This window comes from Ligilactobacillus sp. WC1T17, assembly GCA_900110005.1.
Taxonomy (GTDB): domain Bacteria; phylum Bacillota; class Bacilli; order Lactobacillales; family Lactobacillaceae; genus Ligilactobacillus; species Ligilactobacillus ruminis_A.
The window spans coordinates 23,319-47,167 of sequence record FOCC01000011.1; the positions used below are offsets into that span (position 1 = coordinate 23,319).

General features: G+C 40.6%; 26 protein-coding genes. 22 read left to right on the top strand and 4 right to left on the bottom strand.

Annotation, left to right across the window (positions count from 1 at the left end; all coding sequences use genetic code 11):
* Position 1: 1 nt before the first annotated feature.
* From BMX26_RS07420 to BMX26_RS07465, 10 genes are all read left to right on the top strand, one after another.
* Entirely contained in the window at positions 2–1,156 is a 1,155-nt protein-coding gene (locus BMX26_RS07420; protein WP_075530808.1) for a hypothetical protein, read from the top strand.
* A complete protein-coding gene (locus BMX26_RS07425) occupies positions 1,150–1,989 on the top strand; it encodes an alpha/beta hydrolase (RefSeq protein ID WP_075530809.1) in 840 nt (279 codons plus the stop codon). The genes BMX26_RS07420 and BMX26_RS07425 overlap by 7 nt, the downstream gene beginning before the upstream one ends.
* A 50-nt stretch (positions 1,990–2,039) precedes the next feature.
* The gene (gene proB / locus BMX26_RS07430; protein WP_075530810.1) at positions 2,040–2,846 is read left to right on the top strand and encodes a glutamate 5-kinase; all 807 of its coding nucleotides are present in this window, start codon (positions 2,040–2,042) and stop codon (positions 2,844–2,846) included.
* 8 nt (positions 2,847–2,854) lie between these two features.
* On the top strand, positions 2,855–4,108 hold the full coding sequence (locus BMX26_RS07435) for a glutamate-5-semialdehyde dehydrogenase (protein WP_075530811.1): 1,254 nt from the start codon (positions 2,855–2,857) through the stop codon (positions 4,106–4,108).
* A gap of 62 nt (positions 4,109–4,170) precedes the next feature.
* Complete coding sequence (locus BMX26_RS07440; protein ID WP_075530812.1) at positions 4,171–4,995, top strand: glycosyltransferase family 8 protein; 825 nt, start codon at positions 4,171–4,173, stop codon at positions 4,993–4,995.
* A 1-nt stretch (position 4,996) separates the two neighbouring features.
* A complete protein-coding gene (locus BMX26_RS07445; RefSeq protein ID WP_075530813.1) occupies positions 4,997–5,710 on the top strand; it encodes a hypothetical protein in 714 nt (237 codons plus the stop codon).
* 117 nt (positions 5,711–5,827) lie between these two features.
* A complete protein-coding gene (locus BMX26_RS07450) occupies positions 5,828–6,517 on the top strand; it encodes a response regulator transcription factor (protein WP_075530814.1) in 690 nt (229 codons plus the stop codon).
* Between the two features lie 12 nt (positions 6,518–6,529).
* Positions 6,530–7,711 carry a sensor histidine kinase gene (locus BMX26_RS07455; protein WP_075530815.1) on the top strand — a complete coding sequence of 394 codons (1,182 nt, stop codon included), beginning with the start codon at positions 6,530–6,532 and terminating at the stop codon, positions 7,709–7,711.
* Positions 7,712–7,837: 126 nt separating this feature from the next.
* Positions 7,838–9,181 carry a serine hydrolase gene (locus BMX26_RS07460; protein WP_075530816.1) on the top strand — a complete coding sequence of 448 codons (1,344 nt, stop codon included), beginning with the start codon at positions 7,838–7,840 and terminating at the stop codon, positions 9,179–9,181.
* A 165-nt stretch (positions 9,182–9,346) separates the two neighbouring features.
* A complete protein-coding gene (locus BMX26_RS07465) occupies positions 9,347–12,226 on the top strand; it encodes a YhgE/Pip domain-containing protein (RefSeq protein WP_075530817.1) in 2,880 nt (959 codons plus the stop codon).
* A 46-nt stretch (positions 12,227–12,272) separates the two neighbouring features.
* On the opposite strand, the gene BMX26_RS07470 is transcribed toward BMX26_RS07465, so the two are convergent.
* Positions 12,273–13,100, bottom strand: a complete 828-nt coding sequence (locus BMX26_RS07470) for a DegV family protein (protein WP_075530818.1) — start codon at positions 13,098–13,100, stop codon at positions 12,273–12,275.
* A 185-nt stretch (positions 13,101–13,285) separates the two neighbouring features.
* Here BMX26_RS07470 and BMX26_RS07475 point away from each other — a divergent pair, with 185 nt between their 5' ends.
* From BMX26_RS07475 to BMX26_RS07495, 5 genes are all read left to right on the top strand, one after another.
* Entirely contained in the window at positions 13,286–13,792 is a 507-nt protein-coding gene (locus BMX26_RS07475; RefSeq protein WP_075530819.1) for a DUF1836 domain-containing protein, read from the top strand.
* A gap of 44 nt (positions 13,793–13,836) precedes the next feature.
* A complete protein-coding gene (locus BMX26_RS07480; protein ID WP_075530820.1) occupies positions 13,837–14,073 on the top strand; it encodes a hypothetical protein in 237 nt (78 codons plus the stop codon).
* Between the two features lie 493 nt (positions 14,074–14,566).
* Positions 14,567–15,325: an AzlC family ABC transporter permease gene (locus BMX26_RS07485; protein ID WP_075530821.1), complete on the top strand. Its 759-nt coding sequence runs from the start codon at positions 14,567–14,569 to the stop codon at positions 15,323–15,325.
* A 12-nt stretch (positions 15,326–15,337) separates the two neighbouring features.
* The gene (locus BMX26_RS07490; RefSeq protein WP_075530822.1) at positions 15,338–15,679 is read left to right on the top strand and encodes an AzlD domain-containing protein; all 342 of its coding nucleotides are present in this window, start codon (positions 15,338–15,340) and stop codon (positions 15,677–15,679) included.
* 110 nt (positions 15,680–15,789) lie between these two features.
* Complete coding sequence (locus tag BMX26_RS07495; RefSeq protein WP_075530823.1) at positions 15,790–16,620, top strand: hypothetical protein; 831 nt, start codon at positions 15,790–15,792, stop codon at positions 16,618–16,620.
* A 29-nt stretch (positions 16,621–16,649) separates the two neighbouring features.
* Here BMX26_RS07495 and BMX26_RS07500 read toward each other — a convergent pair whose 3' ends face one another.
* A complete protein-coding gene (locus tag BMX26_RS07500; protein ID WP_075530824.1) occupies positions 16,650–17,339 on the bottom strand; it encodes a GntR family transcriptional regulator in 690 nt (229 codons plus the stop codon).
* A 143-nt stretch (positions 17,340–17,482) separates the two neighbouring features.
* Positions 17,483–18,124 (bottom strand): phosphatase PAP2 family protein, encoded by a 642-nt coding sequence (locus tag BMX26_RS07505; protein ID WP_173647770.1) that lies wholly within the window; start codon positions 18,122–18,124, stop codon positions 17,483–17,485.
* Between the two features lie 152 nt (positions 18,125–18,276).
* Between BMX26_RS07505 and BMX26_RS07510 the strand changes: the two genes are divergently transcribed.
* The 7 genes from BMX26_RS07510 (at position 18,277) to BMX26_RS07540 (ending at position 22,640) form a co-directional block, all read left to right on the top strand.
* Entirely contained in the window at positions 18,277–18,465 is a 189-nt protein-coding gene (locus BMX26_RS07510) for a hypothetical protein (RefSeq protein WP_075530825.1), read from the top strand.
* Between the two features lie 54 nt (positions 18,466–18,519).
* Complete coding sequence (locus BMX26_RS07515) at positions 18,520–19,341, top strand: hypothetical protein (RefSeq protein ID WP_075530826.1); 822 nt, start codon at positions 18,520–18,522, stop codon at positions 19,339–19,341.
* A gap of 38 nt (positions 19,342–19,379) precedes the next feature.
* Positions 19,380–20,264, top strand: coding sequence for an RluA family pseudouridine synthase (locus BMX26_RS07520; protein WP_075530827.1), 885 nt, complete (start codon positions 19,380–19,382; stop codon positions 20,262–20,264).
* 69 nt (positions 20,265–20,333) lie between these two features.
* Positions 20,334–20,981, top strand: coding sequence for a metal-dependent transcriptional regulator (locus tag BMX26_RS07525; RefSeq protein WP_075530828.1), 648 nt, complete (start codon positions 20,334–20,336; stop codon positions 20,979–20,981).
* 148 nt (positions 20,982–21,129) lie between these two features.
* Complete coding sequence (locus tag BMX26_RS07530; protein ID WP_075530829.1) at positions 21,130–21,330, top strand: cold-shock protein; 201 nt, start codon at positions 21,130–21,132, stop codon at positions 21,328–21,330.
* Positions 21,331–21,440: 110 nt separating this feature from the next.
* On the top strand, positions 21,441–22,190 hold the full coding sequence (locus BMX26_RS07535) for a threonine/serine exporter family protein (RefSeq protein ID WP_075530830.1): 750 nt from the start codon (positions 21,441–21,443) through the stop codon (positions 22,188–22,190).
* 21 nt (positions 22,191–22,211) lie between these two features.
* Positions 22,212–22,640 (top strand): threonine/serine exporter family protein, encoded by a 429-nt coding sequence (locus tag BMX26_RS07540; RefSeq protein WP_075530841.1) that lies wholly within the window; start codon positions 22,212–22,214, stop codon positions 22,638–22,640.
* Positions 22,641–22,671: 31 nt separating this feature from the next.
* Here the strand turns inward: BMX26_RS07540 and BMX26_RS07545 are convergent, their stop codons facing one another.
* Positions 22,672–23,847: an LCP family protein gene (locus BMX26_RS07545; RefSeq protein ID WP_075530831.1), complete on the bottom strand. Its 1,176-nt coding sequence runs from the start codon at positions 23,845–23,847 to the stop codon at positions 22,672–22,674.
* Positions 23,848–23,849 lie beyond the last annotated feature (2 nt).

Consider the following 23,849-nt stretch of genomic DNA (forward strand, 5'->3'; position numbering starts at 1 on the left):
GGTGGGCAAATTTAACTTCAAACACCAAATATTATTTTTTAAAGTGATTCAGCACAGTTTAAAAGCCGTATTTTATTTTGTCTTAATCGGCGGGCTAGCAACGGTTATCTTGGAGACTACAGGGGGAGAAGACAGCTTTTTTGGCTTTGATCTGCCGGCTGGCTTAAGTCAGCTGTTAAGAAGTGTGCGCCAGGCAACAAGCGGCTTAGCAGCTTTATTGTGTGCTTATCAAGCCGCTTTTTATACACTGGAATTAGAAGGCAAAAAAGGGCATGCCGGTGCGACCGCGGGCCTAGCCGGTTATTTACTTGTGTGCCTTGAACCTAAAGGGCAAACGTATAGCTTCAGCCAGCCTTTGCTAGGGGAAAATGGGATCTTTTTGGCTTTAGTTTATGGATACGTTTGTGGAAAACTTTTTAGTTTCAGCCAGTCTTTTTTAGCATATGTGTCCAAAAAATGTCACAAGCAAACTGTGCCGCAGGCAACTTGGCTTCCTTTGGGGGTAAATTTGCTGCTGGCTTTAGGTTTAAACCAAATACGGCAATTTTTAGTGACAGATTTGTGGTTTACCAGTCATGCACAAGGCGGCTTAGCTATTATTTTTTTAAGCTTGCAAAGCGCGCTGGAAAAGTGGCTGGGCCTTTTAGGTCTGGCGGATGCGGACAGCTTTTTTGAAGACATCACAGTCACCCAAAACTTCCATTATGCTTTAAAACATTACGGCCAGTTAAGCCAGGTTCCCACACCAATCACAGCTTATTCATCTTACTATTGTTATGGTAAGTTAGCGCTTTTGGGGCTGGTGATAGCCTTATTTTACCTAGGATATCAGAAAATGGGCTGGTTATGCTTAGTCCCAAGTTTTTGGGGGTATGATTTAGCAGTAAATACAGGAGTTCCAGTCATTTTGAATCCGTTTTTGCTCATTCCAAGCCTGCTGGTACCGGCGTTAAATACCGTAATAGCAATGGTTGGGATAAAAAGCAGGGTCATCAGTCCAGGGGTTTATCCGCCTTTGGACGGGACGCCGATAATTTTGCGGTCCTTTGTTGCAACTAATGGGCAAGTTAGCAGTTTAGTGTTTTCTTTGTGGATAACTTTGCTCGATAGTCTGGTTTTTTACTTGTGGATAAAAAAGAGGGGCAGCGTATGTTAAAAAAATTTTTGTTTGGGATATGCTTTATGATATTGACGCTGGTTAGTGTCTTGGTCTGCGGTGACTATGTTAAGCAAACCAATAAGTACCGGATAAAGCACTACAATTCGACCTTATCGCCGGTGATTCTAATTCCTGGAAGTTCGGCTTCGGTTAATCGCTTTGACCGGCTGGTTAAACAAATTAATCAGGATGCTTCCCCAAAACATAGCCTATTGAAGGTTAAAGTGCTAAATTCCGGACGAATCATTTATCAAGGAAAAATTTTACGCCATGACCGCGAGCCTTTTATTGTTATCGGCTTTGAAAATAATCATGATGGTTATCAAAATATTAAAAAGCAAGCGCAAATGGTGGATATCTGCCTTGAAGATTTAAGCAGCCGGTATGATTTTAATAACTGCAAGTGTTTCGGTCACTCCAATGGCGGCTTAGTTTGGACCTATTTTTTAGAACATCAGGCCCAAAATTATGATATCGACTTTAAAAGGCTGATGACGGTGGGATCGCCTTATAATTTTGCTGAAAAAAAACTGCAGCATAAAACGCAAATGCTGGCTGATTTTATTAAAAATAAGCACAAACTCAGTACAACTTTACAGGTTTATTCGATTTTAGGCACGCAAACTTATACATCTGATGGCATTGTTCCCAAAGAAAGTGTTGAAGCCGGTAAATATATTTTTCAAAAGCAGGTCAAAAGCTTTACCCAGATTGAGGTGACCGGCAATCAAGCAGGACATTCTGATTTACCGCAAAATAAGCAGATTATTGATTTAATCGACCGCTACTTGCTCGACCATAAAAATAGGACAGCTAGTCCTGCTAGCTAAATCGTGTTATAGTAAAGAAGTCTAATTTTTATAGGAAGAAGGAAATTGTTATGAGTGAAAAGCGCCAATTAGACGATGTTAAACGTGTTGTCGTCAAAGTTGGGACCAGTACTTTAATTCATGCCAATGGTCAAATTAACCTGCATGCGCTTGATCAGTTGTGTTTTGTTCTCAGCGGCTTGGTTAACGAAGGCAAGCAAGTAGTATTGGTATCTTCGGGTGCTATCGGTGTTGGAATGGGTCAAGTAGGTTTAAGCACACGACCTGATGAGATTCCCGCCCAGCAAGCCTTGGCGTCAATCGGTCAAGGCTTGCTGATGACAATTTACCAGCAACGTTTTAGTACTTATGGTCAAAAAATCAGCCAGGTTTTGTTAACCCATGATGTGCTTGATTATCCTACCAGCAAGCAAAATGTGTTTAACACATTGGATACATTGCTAAAGTGGGGTGTCATTCCTATTATTAATGAAAATGATACCATTGCCGTTGATGAGTTGGACCACCATACAAAATTCGGTGATAATGACCAACTGTCAGCGATTGTAGCAGATATCGTGGATGCTGATTTGTTGATTATGCTGTCTGATATTGACGGTTTTTTCAATAAAAATCCGCAAAAGCACAAAGACGCTAAATTAATTGCTGAGATTAACAAAATCGATGCTGACGTAGTTAAAAAAGCCGGCGGCAAAGGCAGTAAATTCGGTACTGGTGGGATGATGACCAAGCTGAAGGCTGCCAAACGTATTTTAAAACATGACCGGATGATGGTGTTAGCCAACGGGGCTGATCCGGCGGTGATTTTTAAGATTATGCACGGCGATAAGATAGGAACTTTATTTCGTAAAAAATGAGGCAGATTATGGAATTTAATTTAGAAGAAATGGGACAAAAGGCCAAGAAAGCGGCTTTTGAATTGGCACAATTGCCTACATCTAAGAAAAATGAGGTCTTAAAACAACTGGCTCAGGCCTTGCTTGAACATGAAACAGCTATTTTAACAGCTAATAAAGCTGATTTAGTGCAGGCTAAGCAGGGCGGACGACCGCAAAAATTTACCGACCGGTTGACGTTAAATCGCGACCGGATAGTGGCGATGGCAGAAGGATTAAAGCAAGTTGCCAGCCTGCCTGATCCAATCGGCCGCGTTGACCAGGGCTGGATTAACCATGCCGGTTTACAAATCAGCAAAAGACGTGTTTCTTTAGGGGTTGTGGGGATGATTTATGAAGCCCGGCCTAATGTAACCGTAGATGCTTTTGGCTTATGTTTTAAATCCGGCAATGCGGTGATTTTAAGAGGCGGTAAAGAAGCCTTGCAGACTAATATTGCTTTAACCAAGGTCTTGCGCCAAGGCCTTGAACAAACCGGCATAAATCCTGACGCAGTGCAGCTGATTACGGACACGTCGCATGAATTGGCTAACCGCTTTATGCAAATGACAGCCTATTTAGATGTGCTGATTCCCCGCGGGTCAGCCCGGCTCATCCAAACGGTCGTAAAAAACGCTAAGGTGCCAGTGATTGAAACCGGTGCGGGAAACTGCCACGTATATATACACCAGGATGCCGATTTAAAAATGGCGCAGGATATTGTCGTCAATGCTAAATGCCAACGGCCGTCCGTTTGCAATGCGGCTGAAACCTTATTGGTGCATAAAGATTCAGCCGATAAGATGCTGCCGCACCTGGCCAAAGCCCTGGCTAAATACCACGTGGAACTGCGCGGAGATGACCGGGCCTGTCAAATCTTAGGTCCTGGCTGCAAAAAGGCGCAACCAGAAGACTGGGATACTGAGTATAACGACTATATTATGACTGTGGGGGTGGTTGATTCCTTAGACCAAGCCATCAAGCACATCAATCAGCATAGTACCCACCATTCTGAAGCTATTGTTACCAATGATTACCAGGCTAGTCAGCGCTTTTTAAATGAAATTGACTCAGCCTGTGTTTATGTGAATGCCTCAACCCGCTTTACCGATGGTTTTGAATTTGGTTTTGGCGCTGAAATCGGCATTGCGACTCAAAAATTGCATGCTAGAGGACCAATGGGCTTAAATGAATTGACAACCTTCAAATATGTCATTTTAGGCAATGGTCAAATTAGAAAATAAACCAAAAACACGAGCTTTTTAGCTGGTGTTTTTTTGTATAATAGAGTTAAAGGAGGGGTTATATGAATTTGTTATTTGCGGTTGATGATTTAGGCGCTAGACAAATGCTGACAACCATTTATTCGATTGTGGAAAATACCAGCTTAGAAAAAGAAAAGCTGATCGTCTATGTTTTGCAAAAGCAAAAATTGCAGCAAACAGCCTTGATTGAAGGCCTTTCAGCTAAATTAGGTTTTGTCTACCGGCCGGTTTTGATTGATGAAAAATTATTTGCATCCGCTCCGACGACCGACCGGTATCCGACGACCATTTATTACCGCTTACTAGCGCAGGAATATTTGCCGAATGACTTGGATAAAATTTTATATTTGGATAACGATTTGCTTTGCATTAATGATTTAAAGCCCCTTTATGAGCTTGATTTAAAAGATTATTTATATGCTGCCTGCAGTCACACTAGATTGGAAATGGTGGATGTATTAAATAATGTGCGCCTTGGACCCGAAAGTGGCGCAAATTATTATAATTCGGGCGTTTTATTAATGAATTTGCCGCAAATCAGAGCTGAGGTCAAGGCACAAGCTATTTTTCAATATTTGAAAGAAAATCAGAATAATTTATTTTTGCCTGACCAGGATATTTTAAATGGTTTATATGGTCAAAAAATCTTGGCCCTGCCGGATGAATATGATAATTATGATGCCAGAAAGCCCACGATATATGAAGCCATCAGTTTTGGCAGATATGATTTAGACTGGGTTATTAAAAATACACGCCTTTTACATTTTTGTGGACGGGATAAGCCGTGGAAAAAGGCATATAATGGCCGATTTGCAGGCCTTTATAAGCATTATCACAAAAAATGTCAGGATCTTTTAGGAAGGTAAAATGGAATATCAAATATATCTCAAACAATTAGCCGCTTTTAAGGCGCAAACGTCAAATAAAAGCGTAAAGTGCAGGTTAAGCCAGGCCATCGACCTGATTGATAGCCTAGCGCAGCATGATCTGCCGGCTGAAATTAGTGCTTTTAATTTTAGCGAGCAATTTATAGTGGATCATTTAGGCGATTGTCCGCAGATTATGGATATTGATCAAACGTTAGCCGACTTAAGGCAGGTGGTCATTGAAAATTTCGGCCTGTGGCACCTTTTTTCAAAGAGTTGGCTTAATGATTTGGCAACTTTTTTAGCGGGCAAAAAAACAATCCAGCTGATGGCCGGCAACGCGGTGATAGCATCTTTTTTGGACAATGTTTTGGCCGTTGACCAGCTTGATTGGCAAGGACAGGACAATCAAGCCCCCAATCCGTGGACTGATGTGGAGCAAATGGATGCTTTAGCAGCCGTAAAAAAATATTATCTGACGACCCAGGCTTTTATTTTAGAATGGGCTCCTGATTTTGACCAGGAGGATGTTAAAATCCTGCAATTTTTGCGCGATCACCAGTGGCAGGGAGATTTTATCGTGATTGGCGAGTATCATGGGGCCACTAATTCGCAAGCTTTTTGGGATTTGGCACACTTGACTGTGCCAGCCGCATTAAATATTAACCATCCAGCCATCGATTTTATTGACGACCAGGTCTTTATTGCCAGCTGAATCTTTAGATTTCTTAAATTATGCGTTGATTTTTAGATGTTTCTTTACGAACAGGGGTACTAAATTCTGTTATGATAGGGATAACGACAATGTTACGGTGAAAAGGAGTGGACTCAAATGAAAATTTTAGTTGTTGATGACGATAAAGATATTGTTGAATTGCTCAGTATTTACATTAAAAATGAAGGTTATGAAGTTGAAAAAGCCTACAACGGCAAAGAAGCCATCACTAAATTAAACACCAATCCCGATATTTGCTTAATCATCTTGGATATTATGATGCCGCAAATGGATGGCTTGGCAGTGGTCAGAGAAGTTAGAAAAGAAAGCCAAATTCCGGTTTTGATGCTGTCAGCTAAGACGGATGACTTGGATAAGATTCAAGGGTTGATTCAAGGGGCTGATGATTATGTGACTAAGCCTTTCAACCCGTTGGAAGTTATGGCACGGGTAAAATCGCTCTTGCGTCGTAGCCAGCATGATGTTAAAAATGATGAACCTGATCAAATTGAAATTGGGCCTTTAATCATTAAAAAGGATTCCCACGAAGTTGAAACGGTAACGGGCAACTCAATTCAGCTGACTGCACTTGAATTTGGTATTTTGTACCTGCTTGCTAGCCATCCCAACCGTGTCTTTTCTGCGGATGAAATTTTTGAACGTGTCTGGCAACAAGAATCAGTTGTATCAGCTAAGACGGTTATGGTACACGTCAGCCACTTGCGGGATAAGATTGAAGAAGCGACTGGCGGTGAAAAAGTTATCCAAACAGTTTGGGGTGTAGGCTACAAGATTGAATCACGTTAATGGGGTGGTCGTTTGCAATTTAAATTAACCACACGGGAAAAAAGCGAACTTTTTGGCGAAGGTATCGCGACCGTCATTTTATTGCTGCTGCTTAATATGTCCATTTTTGTGCTCATTGATCAAGAAATTGCCAGAAATCCAGGTTTGGCAGCCGGTATTTTTCAAATTAAGCTGTCATTATCCTTTGGCCCGCATGCGATTCGTTTCTGGTCTTGGGGTTGGGTCTTTACCTGTACCATGCTGCTGGTGGATGGTTTTGTGGTTTATTGGCGCTTAATGCGGCGTTACCGTCAAATGCAATTGCGGCATATTATTGCTGAACTTCACTACATCGCTTCAGGGCACTTTTCCCACCGGATTCCTTTTAAACTGACAGGACAAATGCAGCGGGTGGTCGAAAGCGTGAATGCGTTGGTCGACAGTACGATTAGTGCGATGGAAGAAGAACGGCGGATTGAACGGTCTAAAGATGAATTGATTACCAATGTCAGCCACGATATCAGAACGCCTTTGACGTCTATTATCGGCTATTTGGGATTAGTTGAGCAAAAAAAATATCAGGATGAAGCTGAACTTTTATCTTATACCCATACGGCTTTTTTGAAATCAAAACAAATGAAGTCTTTGGTAGAAGATTTATTCGAATATACCAAGGTGCGGCAAACAGATGCACCGTTAAATATCGGCCAATTAGACTTAGGCGCGATGTTAGAGCAGATGGGAGCTTCATATGAGCTTGAAGGGCAAAAGAAGGGGATGGAATTTGTGATTGATGTCCCTGACCATCCTTTAATGATGGAAGCTGATGGTGAAAAATTAGCGCGTGTCTTCAATAACCTGATTACGAATGCTTTTAAATATGGCAAAGGCGGTAAACACATCTATTTGGAAGCCAAAAATTTATCGGAACAAGAATTAATTGTCAAGGTTTCAAACGATGGCCAGCCCATCCCGGCCGAATCGGTCGGCCAGGTGTTTGAACGTTTTTATCGGGCGGAATCCTCACGTTCACGTGAAACTGGTGGATCGGGGCTTGGTTTAGCGATTGTTCAAAGTATTGTTGAATTACACCATGGCTATATTTATGTGACATCCGATGAAAAATTAACAAGCTTTATCATGCATTTTCCGGTTAAACATGAGCAAAAATTGATCAAGCCTAAGGAAGAATTAGGGCTTGAAACAATGAAGTAGGTTTTTAAAACCTACTTTTTTTGTTTGATAAACATTAAATTTCTGAAATACGTCAAAAAGCTATTGAATAAGTGATTTTTTTTGTTTATTCTTATATATGAATTAATTAGAGAGGACTGCTTAACCATGAAGTTGTTTAAATCATTGAAGAAAACAATGATCTCACTTATTGCAGGGGTAACTGTTGGTACCACTGCTTTAGCAGGTATATCAAGCCTGTCAAATCAAAAAGTTTCAGCCGCATCTTTGCCTGGTCAAACGGATACCGGCTTGAATTTAGATGTTAAAGCGGCTATTGCCGTTGATGCTAATACGGGTCAAATTTTGTACGCTAAGAACGCTGAACAAGTTTTACCAATTGCTTCAATGTCCAAAGTTATGACAGCCTACCTTGTTTTGCAAGCTGTTAAGCAAGGCAAGCTCAGTTGGAATCAAAAGATTTTACCTGATAGTGCTGCACAAAAAGTCAGTCAAGATACTACCTTATCCAATGTTCCTTTGAAGGAAGGACAACGGTATACAGTTAAATCCTTGTATCAGGCTATGCTGGTTTATTCAGCTAATGGGGCAGCCATGGCCCTGGCCGGTGCTGTCGGGGGTACGCAAAAGAACTTTATCGATATGATGCGTAAAGAAGCTGTTAAGATGGGAATCAAAGATTCTGAATGGTATACAGCTAATGGTTTAGCTAATGGTGAAGTTGGTACCGGTAAATATCCTGGTGCATCTGATAGTGCTGAAAACAAATTGTCAGCCAAAGATATGGCTATTTTGGCTTACCGCACTTTGAAAGATTATCCTGAAATTTTGGAAACCACCAGTATTGCCCGCATGAAGTTCAACAACGGTACTTCAGAAACGCAAATGGAAAACTGGAACTGGATGTTAAAAGGTTTAGCTAAGGCTTATACAGCTTTGCCGGTTGATGGCCTTAAGACAGGTACTTCTGATAGTGCCGGTGCCTGCTTTACAGCTACTGTTAACAAGGATGGCCACCGGTTGATTACGGTTGTTTTAGGTGCTAAGCATGCCAGCCAAGAAGATTTATCCCGGTTTGAACAAACGCAAAAGTTAATGTCATATTGCTATAACAGCTATTCTTACACCGATATTGCGGCTAATAAGACTTTTAGTTCCGCTAAAACTTTGCCGGTTTATCATGGCAAAGCTTTATCAGTTGGGGTTAACACCAAAGAAGCTACTAATATTTGGCTCAAAAATACGGTTTCAGCTTCTAATTTAACGGCTACAGTTACAGCTGATAAGAAACTGACAGAAAAGCATAAATTGTTAGCTCCAATCGCTAAAGGCAAAACAGTAGGGACTTTCAAGGTAACTGTTAAGGGACAAGATTTGTACTACCTTGACGGATCTAATGCCTTGACTTTGAAAGCTAAGACCACCAAAAGTGTTGATAAAGCCAATATTTTTGTGATTGCTTGGCGAACAATTACCGGAAAAAATTATTAATAGTAAAGATAAGTCGGCTTTTTAAGCCGGCTTTTTTTGTACGAAAAACGTTATTATGAACAAATTAGAACGTTTGTCGCATACTATTTCATTGTTTTTCGTGGACATTGAGTGTATATTATGAAGTTGAAAATAGAAATTAATTATTAAGGAGGAAAATACAAGATGCTTAAAGCGGAATTTAAATATATCTTCAGTCATAAGATTTTGACAGCCACAGTGTGTGCGATGATGATTATTCCATTCTTGTATGCGGTCTTCTTCTTGCGGTCTGTTTGGGATCCATATGGCAACACCCAATATTTGCCGGTTGCCGTGGTTAACCAAGACAAGTCCGTTAAATTCCAAGGCAAGACTTTTGCCGTCGGTGATCAATTGGTTAATAAATTGAAGAAGAACGATGATTTGGGCTGGCATTTTGTTTCCAAAAAGCAAGCTCAATACGGACTTAGCCATAAGAAGTATTATATGGTTATCACCATTCCCAAGAATTTTTCTAAAAATGCGACAACTGTTTTAGATAAAAATCCTAAGAAGATGCAGTTAACCTATAAAACCAATGATTCACTTAACTACATCGGGGAAGTTATTTCTAAGCAGGGGGCAACCAAAGTCGATTCCAGTATTAAAAAGTCGGTTTCAACAGCCTATGCTGATACCATGTTTAAGGTTATCAAAAAGGTTGGCGCCGGCTTTAAGACCGCAGCCACAGGCTCTAAAAAACTGGCTGATGGGTCAAAGACTTTATCTGATGGGGTTAATACCTATACTGCTGGTGTCAGTCAAGTAAACCAGGGCGTTATCAAGTTAAATGCCGGGGTTGAACCTTTAGGCAGCGGTGTTTTGAAATTGGCCAGCGGGGCTAATACCTTAGCTAACGGAATTAGTACTTATACTAACGGCGTTGACCAAGTCAACACTGGGGTTCAAACCATGAAGACTTCCGTGCCGGCTTTGACCAGCGGTGTCAGCCAATTGGCCAGTGGTTCTAACCAATTGACTAGTGGTACAGCTACACTTAATAATGGTTTAGCTACTTTGCACAATAATTCAGCTACTTTGAAGAATGGGGCTGCCAAGCTTTCCCAATTGCCGCAAGGGGCAGCCGCTATGTATGTTTTGAACAGCACAATTGCAACCGGCTTAAATCAGATTCCAGCCAGCCAATTAACCAGCATGGCGAATGAAATGGCGAGCGTGCAAACCCAAATGGCTGAAATTAAAGCCTTAGAAGCACAATTGACCCCCGTTTTAAGCCAATTGCCAACGTTGGCAACTGAACTTAAGACGGCTGAAAGTCAGTTGGCAAGCATTGAGACAGCGCAAACAGCCTTTACCAGTGCTTTGACCAGCAATCTGACTTCTATTGGCGGCCAAACCACTGAATCTTATAAGGCTGCAGCCACAGCAAATGCTGAAATTAAGCAGGTATTGGCTAGTGACAGTAATTTAACGAGTATGCAAAAAGCAGCCTTAGAAGATGCGCAAACGCAAACGGCGACGGTTATGGCTGATGCGCAAAAGACCGGGACTAATATTACCACTATTCAAACGGCAGCTAAGTCATTTGCTTCAGCAATGTCACCTGTAGCCTCCAGTTTAACGCAAATGAAGAGTCAGCTGACCAGCTTACAAAGTGCCATGACAAATGTGCAAAGCTTATTAACGAAAGCTAATGCTTTGATGTCTTCGAGTGATTCCATGACGAATACCACGATGCAGACGACCGTTAAGCAATTGGCCAGCGGGGTTTCCAACTTGCAAACCTTAGCTAAAAGTGCGCAAACTTATGCTGCACAACTGAACAGTGGGGTCAATGGTGCAAGTGCAGCTAAAGCCCTTAATGTTTCAGCTATTTTAGCTGCGGCTAACAATGGCGGCACTAGTTCAGCTACTGCTGTGATTACGTCTCAAGTTGCACAAATGTCTGCTAAATCATCCATCCCAACGTTAATTTCTGGGGTGGCAGCTTATACTAATGGGGTGGATCAAGCAGCTGCCGGTTCAAGCCAGCTTTACAGTGGCTCAGCTACTTTAGCAAACGGCTTAGGCCAGCTCAATAGTAAGGTTCCAACGTTAGCTTCAGGTGTTAACCAACTAGCTTCTGGAACGAGTCAATTAGCGGCTAATTCTTCCGCACTCAATTCGGGTGCAAATCAGCTTGCTTCAGGCTTGGATACCTTAAATGATAGTGTCCCAACCTTGACTAGCGGTATCAGCCAGCTTGCTTCAGGAACAGCTAAGTTGGATGCTAATTCCAATAAGTTAAACCAAGGTTCTAAGACCTTATATCAAGGCAATAAGAAATTGGCTAGCGGTTTAGTGACAGCTTCAGGAACTGTTTCCAAGCTTAATTTGAATAATGTTAATGCCAAGATGTTTGCTAGTCCAACTAAACTCAACGAAAAACATTACAGTGTTGTGCCTAACTACGGTTATGCCTTAGCACCATACATGCTTTCAGTTGCTTTATTTGTTGGTTCTTTAGTCTTCAACTTGGTTTACCCAATTCGCCGTTTGTCCACCGAAGATGGTACAGCAGAAGAATGGTTCTTAAGCAAAGTATCGATTGGCGCTTTAGTAGCCGTGGGCAACGCTATAGTTGAAACAGGTTTGATGATGATTTGCGGTCTTCATCCTGACCACCCATTCCAAATGGTCGCTAATGCCATCTTCTTCTCTTTGACATGTATGTTCTTAGTGATGTTCTTAGCGATGTCATTTGGCAACCCAGGCCGGTTTGTGGCCATGATTTTGCTGGTTATCCAACTTGGCGCCTGTGGCGGGTCTTTCCCAATTGAAATTACGAAAGGGATGGCTGGCTTCTACCAAGCTATTAATCCATACTTGCCGATGACTTATTCAGTTTACGGCTTCCGTGAAGCTTTAACATCAGGTCTTGGTTCAATGCAAGTCTTGCATTCCATCTTAGTGCAATTAGTCTTTATTGTAGTCTTTGGTGGTTTTCTTTATACCACAATGCGGATTATCCGTCCGGATCAAGAATACAAGGAAGATTGGGTTAGCGAATATCCAGGCAATTAAGTAAAATAAAAAAGGTTCACGCAATAGCGTGAACCTTTTTTTGGCCTTATTTACCTTCGAAGCCGAGCATTAAGCCGCCTTTTTGGGCGTAATAAGTGCATAATCCTCTAGTCTGAGTGATTTTGATTTGGGCCTTAGGATAAATGTTAATGATGGAAGCTTTTAAAACATTAGCGGCTGTTTCATTTAAAGTATGGGCGATAATCACTTTACCACCGGTATAGTTGCGTTCTTCCATGTCTTTGAGCATGATAGCGACGGTTTTTTTCAAGCCGCGTGGTTTGCCGATAGGGGTTAATTCACCATCTTGGGCGATACCCACGAGACGAATTTTAAGCATGGTTGCTAATTTAGCCACGGCAGGCTTGATACGACCATTTTTAGCCAGATTTTCAAGGTTTTCTAAAGCAAAACTTAACTTAGCTTTGTTAGTATAAGCTTCAATTTCAGTGACGATGGCCTCAAAAGGCATACCGGAAGCAACTAAGTCTTCCAGATGTTCGATGATTAAGGCGATGGAAGGACCAGCTGATTTAGAGTCGATGACGTGAATTTTAACTTCGGGATGGTCTTCCATATATAGTTGAGCAGCTTGGACGGCGCTGGAGTAGCTGCCGGAAAGCTTACTTGTAATCGTTACGGCAAAAATTTCATCATAACCAGCGAAAGCTTCCTGCCAAGCCGCAATGCTAGGGCAAGCGGTTGAAGTTTTTTCACCTTGATGAAGTTTATCAACTAATGTTTCGATGGATAAGGAGGTGTCATCTTTAAAATCCTGACCGTCAATGCTAATAGTTAAGGGAACTGTTTCAAAAGCAACCTTGTCTAAGCTTAAGACATTTGAAGCTGAATCAGAAATAATTTTTGTTGTCATTTTTTAAGTCCTTTTAGATTTAAATTCTTAGTTATAGGTTTTTAAAAAACCGCTGATTTACTATTAGAGTATAGCCTGAATTGACTTACTTGTAAAGCGTTTTTGAAAAACGGCTTAGATAGAATGATTGACTAGTTTTGGTTAAGCCTTTATAATACAGGCAATAAGTGAAGAAAGGTGAGGAAATGGTTTCACCAAAAAAACAACAATTACAAGCGAACTTATCCGAATATAGGTTGCCGGCTTTTGAGCAGATTCCTGATGTGGGGCTTTATTTAGAGCAGACGGTCTATTTTATTAATGAGCATTTAAAGCCCTTAAATGGAACTAATTTGACGAGCTCGATGGTGAGTAATTATGTCAAGCAGGGCATTATCCAAGGACCAGTTAAAAAAATGTACTACCGTGAGCAAATAGCAGATTTATTTTTTATTGCGATTGCCAAAACAGTGCTTTCGTTGAATGATTTAAAACTGTTGATGAAAATACAGCACCAAACCTATCCTTTAACGGTTGCTTACCCGTATTTTCAAGCTGAATTTCAAAATATTTGGGCGCATGTTATTGATGAAAATAAGCCTTTAGCAGTGATAGGAACGGAACAGACAGAAGAAAAAGCCATGCTGCAAAGTATTATTCAAGCTGCTTCATATAAAATTTATCTAGATAACTATTTTACCCTGCTGCGTTAGGATTAAAAGGGGCGTGGTATAATTGAGATATAGGAGGGATTTTTATGGAATCGTCCAGAGAAGAACGCAAAATTGAAATTTCAAAGTTGGGTCAAGACTTTATGCCGGGAACCCATGTTGAATTTACCTATCACCGCCACCATTTTTCAGGTGTTGTGGAAAAGCAACTGCGCAATTCAGCTATTTTAGTTTTTGATGATGAATTCAAGAACACCACCACGGCCCTTGATTTAAAGCAAAAAATTGTTATCTCATATCAAAAAATGACCTTGCAAAACTAGGGTGCAAGCGTGAGCGCTTATGAGCCGTAAAATAAGCTGCGACCACCGCCGTGGGTCTGCAAGCCCCCAAGGTGGTTGTGCTTATTTATAGGCTCATGCGAGCGATTGCCCGACTAAAACTAGGGTGCTTTGGCGAATGCTTAGGCTTTGTACGCTAAGCTGGCTCCACCAACGCCGTATGGCTTTAGCCATCAAGGCGGTGGAGCCTTAGCGCTAAAAGCCTATGAGCCAAAGCCGTACTACACTAGGGTGCAAGCGTGAGAGGTCATACGCCTCCTGCAAGCAGACGGGCACCTTTGGAGGATTTTTTTACTACATTTGAATATCAGGTGCAAAGAGGGAAAAGTCCTCTTTTTTTATTGTTCGGATTTTAATTAGATTTGCATGAAAGCGCGATTTTGGATTTCAGTTCATTTACATCTTATGTTATAATCGAAATTGCGGGGTTTGTTCCGCATTTAAATTGACATTCAGATAATGATGGAGGAATACTGTGGAAAAAGAACAACCACGTTGGGCAGAGGTCTTTAAGATTGCTATGCCACTGTGTTTGAGTTATATTCCCATCGGACTTGCCTGTGGGATTTTGCTGAATGCAGCTGGGTTTAATCCATTGCTGACAGCTTTGGTTTCAATGTTAGTCTTTTCTGGCGGGGCGCAATTCATGATTGCGTCCATGCTAACGACGAGTGCCCCAATGCATACAATTTTAGTTATGCTGTTCTTCCTAGAATTGCGTTATGCACTTTTAGGATCCAGTTTGTCGCAATATGTTCGGGGAACAAGTAAAAAATTTTTATACTTCTTTGCTGTTTCTTTGAACGATGAAAATTATGCAGTCAATTACCTGAAATTCGCTACTGATAAAGAATGGACGCCTAAAGATGCGTTAATGGTCGAACATTATTCACTGTTATTTTGGACTTTGGCTAATTTAATCGGGAGCCTCATCGGAAATGTGATAAAAATTGATTTAGCTATTGTTGATTATGCGTTAACTGCACTTTTCTTGTATATGATTGTCATGCAGATTAAGAATAAATTGACGATTTTAACCAGTTTGATTTCGGCTATTTTAGCAATTGTTTCGATGGCTGTGCTCAAGAGTACAATGGGACTAGTTGTGGCGACGCTGATTGCCTCTTTGATTGGTTTTGCAATCGAAGATACTTTAGTAAAAAAGGGGCACACCAAAGGTTTTTGGCTGAAGCGTATCAAGCCAAAGGCGAGTCGCAAAGTTATCAGCAGGTAGGGGTAATTTAGGATGAATATGACGACGACAAATCATTTTATTTTGATTATTTTGTCGATGTTAGTTGCTTTTGGACCGCGGTTTATTCCGTTGCGAATTTTTTCGACACGGGAGATTCCGCAATGGTTCAACGAGTGGATGAAGTATGTGCCCGTTTCACTATTTACAGCTTTAGTTGTTAAAGATGTTTTTATGAATACGAAAAATTATACTTTTGTTGGCTTTGACTACATGGCAAAAATTTTAGCTTCCGTTATCGTTGTGGCTATTGCCTATAGGTCACGCTCAATGGGATTATCCGTTGTGTTTGGGCTTGTAGCGGTCGCATTGCTAGCGATGACATTTCCACTGTAAGAAAGTAGAGCTGGATTAACAGCTCTTTTTTTAGTATAACGATAAATTTTTAATTCCTGTTAAGGAAAAGTTAAAGCATGTTATAATTGAAGGTAAAAGAGGTGAATTTGATGAAAAGATGGTTGTGGTGGACGATTATTGGAATTATCCTGCTGGTTATTTTCGGCGGCTATGCTTATACCAGCAAAATCCAAACACGTCAATACTATGAAAATGCGATTGCTGAAGGCAAGCAGCATATTAAAGACGGCGATTATAAAGCGGCTAAACTTTCGTATCGCAATGCCTTAAAGAAAAAACCCAACGATCAGCTGGCAACGGTGGTTTTAGGCCAATTAAACAATTATCAGCGCGGGCTCAATGAAGTAAATAAGCGCCAATATAGCAAGGCTAAAGCACACTTTCAAAAAGCTTCAAATGTTGATGCCGGCTCTTCAATGCTGGTTCGGCGATCTGCTGGGATGGCCACTGAACTGACAGAGGTGCTTAAAGAAAGAAAAATTTTTACTAAAGCTTATCGCAGAGCCGAAATTTTAGCTGATAATTATGAATATACAGCCTCTAATACCAAGTTAGCTGTTATTTTAGGCTATGGCAGTATCACGGAAGATTATTATCAAGATCTTTATCAAAAGGCGAAGAAGTTAAAAAATAAAAATGATCAAATTTTAAGTTCGCTGGGATATACCGTTGATAGTGACACCGATACGTCCAGCGATAGTAGCAAGAATACGAAGCAAAATGTGATTGTAAGCAATCATTTTTCATCGGATGAAGTCTATCAAAATATTACCAAAAAAGAGATTAAACAAGCCCGTAAAATTTTGAAACAGCGGGGCTTAGATGAAAAAGCTTTTACAGATGAACAGGTAAAACAGGTTATCTGGCGTTCGAAAAATGAGGGCAAGAACATTCAGGACATTGCTGATGAATTTAAATAAAAAGAGCTGCGTTAACCGCAGCTCTTTTTTTACTGGTGAGAACAGGAAACAGTATAATTAGCCTGACTGGAATCGTGTCGGACGGTATAGGCCAGCATTTGACCATTGGAAAGCCACGTGAGGTGGTTGAGTTCTAATACCGGACTTTTGGGAGGCAGGTTTAAATATTTAACATCCAAAGAGTCGGCGTAAGTAGCGTGTATGCGGTTGAAACTACCGCCAAATTTAAAGCCGCATTGCTCTAAGAGATAATTTTTAAGCCCTAACGTAAGCTTAGCTTCAGCCAGTTTAGGAACCAGTTTAACGGGCAAAAATGTTTTTTGTAAAAAACAGTGCGTCTGATCTTTTAATAAAATATACAGGGTAAAAACCGGCTCAAACCGGCCTAACTGTAAAATTTTGCCAATCTTTAAATCGGGCAGACCGACGTTAATCTTTAAAATCTCAGGTTGAACCTGACTATCAAAAGCCGTTTCCAGCGGAATATCCAGTGCTTGTCTAAAACAAGGCTGGGGAGCAACAAATGTTCCCAGACCAGACTGTTTATAAATTAAGCCTTTAGCTTCTAATGAGTCTAGGGCTTTTTTGACGGTTAAGCGGTTGACACTGAAAAGTGCAGCTAATTGTTTTTGATTAGGTAATTTGTCTTTGGGCTGGTAAAACCCCGCTGTAATCTGTTCTTGAATGGTGTGAGCCACAATTTGATATTTGGTTGGCACATAATCTCCCCCCTTTAACTCCTTACGGGCTATTATGCGCTAACTTTTAAATAAAAGCAAATTTATTTAATATAAAATTGTATCTTTTTTATATTAGTAAATTATATTCTTATAAAATAAAAAATCTGATTGGAATCAGATTTTTACGACCGGTATTTATGTTGCCAATGATATGAAATTGGCAGAGCTATTTCCCACAAGGAAAAGACCAAAAGGACGCTGCCAAGCGTGTCTGAGGGAAAATGGACATGCAAATAGATGCGGGTTAAAGCAATAATAATAATCCAAAGAAAACCTAAGCCATCAACTATCCAACGCAAGAGACGACTTTTGATATGAGGCACCAGCAGCAAGCAGACCAAAAAAACGAAGAGAGCTGTCCCGAAGGTGTGTCCGCTGGGAAAGCTGAAGCCAGCCTGCGGAATCAACTTATCGGTTGGTCGCTTGCGCTGAACAATATTTTTGACGATAAAATTGGTTAAATTAAAGCTGATAATGACTAAAGAGGCCCACGTAGCATCAACCAAATCATGTTTTTTCCAAACTAAAAAGCAGATTAATAAGGAAAAGACGAAAGAAACACTGGGACTGCCCAGATTGGTTAAAAAAATAACGATTTTGGTGTGACTAGGTGTAATGAATTGTCCCAAGAAATGGCGAATAGTATCATCGAAAACTTTGACCCAAGCTAAATTGAAATGTATCGAAAAAGCGAGAACTAAAAATAAACTAAAATTGATACCGGCATAGAGGGGACGGTATTTATTTTGCATAATATTGATCATAACTAACATCCTTTCTGAAAAATTGTAGCATGTAAATCCGCAAGTAAAAGCTAATTTTTGTTAAACATGTTAAACAAATCTTTAGGAATTTAGAACTAAATATGTTATAATGCGACAATGGATAATGAGAATGATAGAATAGGAAGATAATAATGCTTAGCAAAAGAAATTATTTAGAATTAGTTGCACTATTTGTGGTGCTTGTCCTGGCAGCATTTAAAATTCCTTTGTTTAAATGGCTGTTTGCTTATGACGGTTTTATTGGCTATACTTTTTTGAATTTGCTGATTATTGTGATGCTGATTGACATTGTAACGATGATTTATTGGAGACAAGATTAGCTTTTAATTTTCCTATGTGATAAGATAACATTCGGATTGCATAGGAGAAGAGAATTGAAAAGTAAAGCGAAATTTTATATGATCTTTTGGCTGGCAGGGTTGATATTTAATTTGCTGCTGGCGGCTGATACGCTAAGCAGTACTTTTTTAGTGACGAAATTACCACTAGCTAAGTCGCCTTTAACGGTCAATAAGGTGCTGATTAAAGGGCTGGATAATGCTATCGTTGAGGTGGCGCAATTCAGTAATCTGAAATTGTCTTTGACACAAGAATTAACGCTGACAACCGGGCAAGTGGATCATTTGTATCATCATGCTGCCCAAAAATTTACGCATAATTCTTCACGGCTTTTTTCCAGTCAGGAATTATATCAAATGTTAAACAGCAATATCTTAAAGCATAGTTCAGCCGCTGATAAAAGTTATTGGAAAAAGCATCGCGCAGCTTTTAAAAAGAATCTTAAAATTTATTTAGCTGTCAGACAGCAGAAAACACGGGTTCAAGCTAATTATGCCTGGTATCAAAAGACCGTTTGGCTGGCTAAAATTGTTTTTCCTTTAAGTCTTTGTTTGCTGGTGGCGACTTTAATAGCTTGCCTAATTAAAGAACCAAAGCTTGATTACCTTTGTACAGTTGGCTGTGCGCTTTTGTTAGCTGGAATCGGGATTTTAATATCGGCGCTTTTTTGGTCTTATCGGTTTAATAACTATATTCCTACTAATTTAGATTTAGCCAATAGCGCCTTTTATATGTATGTGATTTTGATAATTCAAACAAAGTGGCTTTTAGCTGTTGGTTTATTGGTACCAGCAATGATTTGTTTAATTATTGATTATTTGTCGGATGATTTAACTAAAATTGAATTTAAATTTTAAAACAGGCGGCGTAGGTCGCCTTTTTTAGAGGTTGAAGAATGGAATTTATTTTTGAAAATACTGGCCAAATATCCCTAACCATTAAGCAGCTTTTGAAGCAAAATGGTGTCAGCAAGCGGATGCTGGCCAAACTTAAGCATGGACAAGGACAGGTTTTAAAAAAGCAAAAACCAAGGTCTTTGTCATTTAAGGTTCAGCCAGGCGAAACAATTACATTTGTTTTGCCAAAAGAAGCAGCGGATCCCAGAATTGAAACCAGTTTTGAGCCTATCAGTGTTGTTTATGAAGATCAAAACTGGCTTCTGGTGAATAAACCAGCCGGCGTATCCAGTGTCCCTGGTCCGACTAACCAAACCGATACGATGGTGAACCGGGTTAAGGGTTATTTAGTATCCAGTCAAGCGGAAAATCTGGTTATCCATGTGGTTTCAAGACTGGACCGCTTCACAAGCGGACTGATGCTGTTTGCTAAGCACAGTTTTGCGCAGGGCATGGTTGACCAGCTGCAATTGGATAAAAAATATTTAGCCGTTATTTCAGGGCATTTGAAGCAGGATAAGGGTGTTATCGATTTGCCTTTAAAACAAGAAGAAGGGGCTTTTAGACGGTTGGTTGATCCAACCGGTCAAAAAGCGGTGACCTGTTATGAAGTAAAAGAAAGATATCACGAGGCTTCTTTAGTTGAGTGCACCTTAAAAACGGGGCGGACTCATCAGATTAGAGCGCATTTTGCAGCTTTAAACCACCCGCTTGTGTCAGATAGTTTATATGGCGGACCCCTGGAAGAAGCCTGCCCTAGACAGGCCCTGCATGCTTACTATTTAAGCTTCAATGATCCTTTTTCAAAAAAGCAGTTGACTTTTAATGCGGAGCTGCCGGATGATTTGGAAGCTCTTTTGGCAAAATTAGCACAAAAGACGTAAAATTAGGCTAACTGGTAAGATTTTTTTGGTATAATCAAGTTAAGCTAAAAATAGTTTGAGGTGAAAGGTATGACACCAAAGAAAGAAGATTATTTAAAAATCATCTTTGAATTGGGTGGGCGTAAGAAAAAAGTTTCAAATAAACAAATTGCACTTAGTTTAAATGTGGCGGCAGGATCGGTTACTGAAATGGTGGCTAAGCTGGTTAAGGAAGGCTTGGTAGATCATACGCCTTATGCAGGAATTTCATTGACTGCGCAAGGAACCAAGGTGGCTGAAGCTTTAGTACGCCGTCATCGCCTATGGGAAACATTTTTGGTTGATAAGTTGAAATACAAGCTGCCCGATGTGCATGATGATGCCGAAGTTTTAGAGCATGTTACCAGTGATAATCTGATGGATCATTTAGAAGTTTTTTTGGGTCATCCGGAACACTGCCCTCATGGCGGAATTATTCCTGATTTATCAGGGACTTATCGCGAAGAAAGTTATTTGATTTTAGCAGATGTGCCTGAAGGACAAGAAGTTATCGTGGATCGTTTTATTGATAACCATGAATTGCTGACTTATTTGGATGATATTCACATTAAATTAGGCGACAAATTGATTGTAGGTGAACATGCGCCTTTCGAAGGGCCGATTGCATTAACTTACAGTGATAGCGGTGAAAAAACCAGCATTGGCTACAAGGCAGCACATTATATTTTCGTTAAATAAGCTAATCAGCTATTATAAAAACTTTAAATGTGTTATAATGATTTAGTATTTTTGATTGGTTAGTTTGGGTATCGTTTCATCAACATCTCCATGCGCCGGCAGAATTACAATATTTTTGCCCTCAAAAGGGCGCAGGAGGAATTTCAATATGGAACAAGGTACAGTTAAATGGTTTAATTCAGAAAAAGGTTACGGCTTCATTACTCGTGAAAACGGCAACGATGTTTTCGTACACTTTTCTGCAATTCAAGGTGAAGGCTACAAGACTTTAGAAGAAGGCCAACACGTAACATTTGATGTTGAAGAAAGCGAACGCGGCTTGCAAGCTGCTAACGTGGTTAAGGACTAAAAAGTTTTTAACTTAACTATTAAAGCTAAGGGTAAAGCCCTTAGCTTTTTTTGTGCTTTACTTTCGTTTTTTTCTTTGTCATAATCGGTAAGAAAGGGCAGGTAAGGCAAATGGATGTAGAGCATGATGAATTAGCAATGGAAGTCATTTTAAATGCCGGCAGATTGATGATTGAAAGTGGCTCTGATATGGCTCGGGTAGATGATACCATGTATCGGATTGCACGCAACGCCGGCATTGTTGAGCCGCGCATTTTTGAAACAACGACGGGAATTATGATGACGGCGCCTAAAACCAAATTAACACGGATTGAGCCGATTAATAAGCGCAGTATTGATCTGGAATTAGTCTCGCGGGTCAACCAAATGTCGCGTGATTTTCAAGCTGGGAATATTTCTTTAGAAGAGATGCGGGATAAACTGGTGATTTTGAGTCAAACGGCGCCCACCTTTAAAATTTCTTGGCAGGTCTTTGCGGCGGCCGCAGTAAGTGCGACGCTGATGGTGATGTATGGTGGCAAATGGATTGATTTTTTACCGGCATTTATTATCGGCGGAATCAGCTATTATATTTATTGGTATATCAATACTAAGTTTCGGGTTAAATTTGTGAGTGAATTTTTAGCGGCGGTATCAATTGGCCTGATGTCGGCTTTAGCGACGCATTATCATTTAGCCAGTGATATGAGTATGGTAGCAATTGGGGCTATCATGCCTTTGGTGCCGGGGGTGCCGTTGACTAATGCAGTGCGTGATGTTTTAGCCGGTCATTTGCTAAGTGGAATTGCTAGAGGAACCGAAGCTTTGATTTCAGCGTGTGCGATTGGCTTTGGGATTGCTGTCGTACTGCGCTTTTTATGAGGTGAGATTTTGGAATGGTTAATGCAGCTTAGTTTCAGCTTTTTAGCGACGGTCGGATTTGGAATTATCATAAATATCCCCAGAAAAGGGCTTATCCCTTGCGGATTAGTGGGGACTTTGGGATGGGCTGTTTATTTGTTAGTTAAAGATTATGGACACAGTATGGTTTTGGCTAACTTACTGGCAGCTTTTGTGATTGGTATTTCGGCGATGTTTTGTGCGCGGATGATGAAAATGCCGATGATTTTATTTAATATTCCCAGTTTAGTACCTTTGGTTCCTGGAGGCCAGTCATACAATGCGGTGCGTTCATTTGCCTTTGGAATGAACGATCAAGCCCTAGATTATTTAGTTCAAGCCGGGATGATTGCCGGTGCGATTGCCGTCGGCTTTTTTTTAGCGGAATTTGTCTCGCAAGTTTATTTTAAAGTTATAAGTGCAAAAAAATAGACGGTGCAGTCACCGTCTATTTTTTTATTAATTAGTAGTTATTTTGATTGTTATAATCAGACGTTGTATTGGAGTCATACCCATTAGTATCAGTTGAATAGTCGTTAGTCGTTGTGTATGAATAGCTGCTATCGTAATCACTGTCGCTTGCGTCGTCGTCATCATTGAAGAGGCCGGTTGAACCGGTTGTAGCTTTTTTCAAACCCAAAGCCTTGCGCAAAAGGTTGGTAATGCGTTGTTTTTCGGTAGTGGTTGGAACTTCAAATGATTGGCCGTCAACCATCGTCGATTGACCGGCTAAGTGGTCAGTGACCATATTGTGGGTTGCAACCCGGTATTTGCTGCCAACGACCAGCAAGTCGTTGAAGCTTAGGTCAGTCACCATTTGGTTGGAAACGGTTGACAAAAACTTTTGACTGATTAATGAGGTCAACTGGCTGCTTTTGAAGGCTAATTTGGTTAAAACTTGTCGTTGACGAGTTTGGCGGCCGTAATCGCCAAGTGGGTCGTCATGCCGCATTCGGACATAGGCTAAAGCGCGAGCACCATTCATATGTGTTTTTTGACCTTTGACGAATGACTGATTGTCATAGGTAAAAGTTAGTTCAGGGGTAACATCGATGCCGCCCACAGAATCGATTAGCTTTTCCAAACCACCCATATTGATGGTAGCGTAAAAATCAATTGGCACATTGAGATATTTTTGCACCGTTTTGACCGCTGTACCAGATCCGCCGTAGAAATAGGCTGAGTTCAGCTTTGAAGGCGTCATGGATTCATAACCTGGGATCGTAACCTTGGTATCACGTGGCAAACTGACGACGGTCATGGTTTTCTTTTGGGGGTTGAGCACGGCAATCATCATGGTGTCAGTTCTGCCTTTGAAGTTACGTCCTAAAGCCCCGGTATCAGTCCCCATCAATAAGACGGAGATGGGACGGCCTTTTTTTAAGGCTGAAGCAACATTCCGTGCTTTTTGGATGTTAGATGATTGAAAAATAGAATCAGCTGCTTTTTTAGCGCTCATAATTTTTGCATAAGCAAAGCGACCGCCGACAACAGCTAAAATGACGGCCACTAGCAAAGCCCAAAAGAAGCAGCCTCGTCGTTTTTGCTTTTTCTTTTTAGCATACCGGTGTGGTCGTTGATTTACACTTTGCCGTGGGCGTTGCAGCCGTCGGTTGTGGTCATATGATCTTTGTGGCATGA

What these genes read in the sequence shown, in the direction of transcription:
- BMX26_RS07425 (WP_075530809.1), top strand. Translation starts at nt 1,150, where the DNA reads ATGTTAAAAAAATTTTTGTTTGGGATATGCTTTATGATATTGACGCTG.
- BMX26_RS07510 (WP_075530825.1), top strand. Translation starts at nt 18,277, where the DNA reads ATGCTTAGCAAAAGAAATTATTTAGAATTAGTTGCACTATTTGTGGTG.
- BMX26_RS07495 (WP_075530823.1), top strand. Translation starts at nt 15,790, where the DNA reads ATGAAAAGATGGTTGTGGTGGACGATTATTGGAATTATCCTGCTGGTT.
- BMX26_RS07540 (WP_075530841.1), top strand. Translation starts at nt 22,212, where the DNA reads ATGCAGCTTAGTTTCAGCTTTTTAGCGACGGTCGGATTTGGAATTATC.
- BMX26_RS07530 (WP_075530829.1), top strand. Translation starts at nt 21,130, where the DNA reads ATGGAACAAGGTACAGTTAAATGGTTTAATTCAGAAAAAGGTTACGGC.
- BMX26_RS07545 (WP_075530831.1), bottom strand. Translation starts at nt 23,847, where the DNA reads ATGCCACAAAGATCATATGACCACAACCGACGGCTGCAACGCCCACGG.
- BMX26_RS07450 (WP_075530814.1), top strand. Translation starts at nt 5,828, where the DNA reads ATGAAAATTTTAGTTGTTGATGACGATAAAGATATTGTTGAATTGCTC.
- BMX26_RS07480 (WP_075530820.1), top strand. Translation starts at nt 13,837, where the DNA reads ATGGAATCGTCCAGAGAAGAACGCAAAATTGAAATTTCAAAGTTGGGT.
- BMX26_RS07440 (WP_075530812.1), top strand. Translation starts at nt 4,171, where the DNA reads ATGAATTTGTTATTTGCGGTTGATGATTTAGGCGCTAGACAAATGCTG.
- BMX26_RS07475 (WP_075530819.1), top strand. Translation starts at nt 13,286, where the DNA reads ATGGTTTCACCAAAAAAACAACAATTACAAGCGAACTTATCCGAATAT.
- BMX26_RS07535 (WP_075530830.1), top strand. Translation starts at nt 21,441, where the DNA reads ATGGATGTAGAGCATGATGAATTAGCAATGGAAGTCATTTTAAATGCC.
- BMX26_RS07435 (WP_075530811.1), top strand. Translation starts at nt 2,855, where the DNA reads ATGGAATTTAATTTAGAAGAAATGGGACAAAAGGCCAAGAAAGCGGCT.
- BMX26_RS07445 (WP_075530813.1), top strand. Translation starts at nt 4,997, where the DNA reads ATGGAATATCAAATATATCTCAAACAATTAGCCGCTTTTAAGGCGCAA.
- proB (WP_075530810.1), top strand. Translation starts at nt 2,040, where the DNA reads ATGAGTGAAAAGCGCCAATTAGACGATGTTAAACGTGTTGTCGTCAAA.
- BMX26_RS07460 (WP_075530816.1), top strand. Translation starts at nt 7,838, where the DNA reads ATGAAGTTGTTTAAATCATTGAAGAAAACAATGATCTCACTTATTGCA.
- BMX26_RS07520 (WP_075530827.1), top strand. Translation starts at nt 19,380, where the DNA reads ATGGAATTTATTTTTGAAAATACTGGCCAAATATCCCTAACCATTAAG.
- BMX26_RS07470 (WP_075530818.1), bottom strand. Translation starts at nt 13,100, where the DNA reads ATGACAACAAAAATTATTTCTGATTCAGCTTCAAATGTCTTAAGCTTA.
- BMX26_RS07505 (WP_173647770.1), bottom strand. Translation starts at nt 18,124, where the DNA reads ATGATCAATATTATGCAAAATAAATACCGTCCCCTCTATGCCGGTATC.
- BMX26_RS07490 (WP_075530822.1), top strand. Translation starts at nt 15,338, where the DNA reads ATGAATATGACGACGACAAATCATTTTATTTTGATTATTTTGTCGATG.
- BMX26_RS07525 (WP_075530828.1), top strand. Translation starts at nt 20,334, where the DNA reads ATGACACCAAAGAAAGAAGATTATTTAAAAATCATCTTTGAATTGGGT.
- BMX26_RS07465 (WP_075530817.1), top strand. Translation starts at nt 9,347, where the DNA reads ATGCTTAAAGCGGAATTTAAATATATCTTCAGTCATAAGATTTTGACA.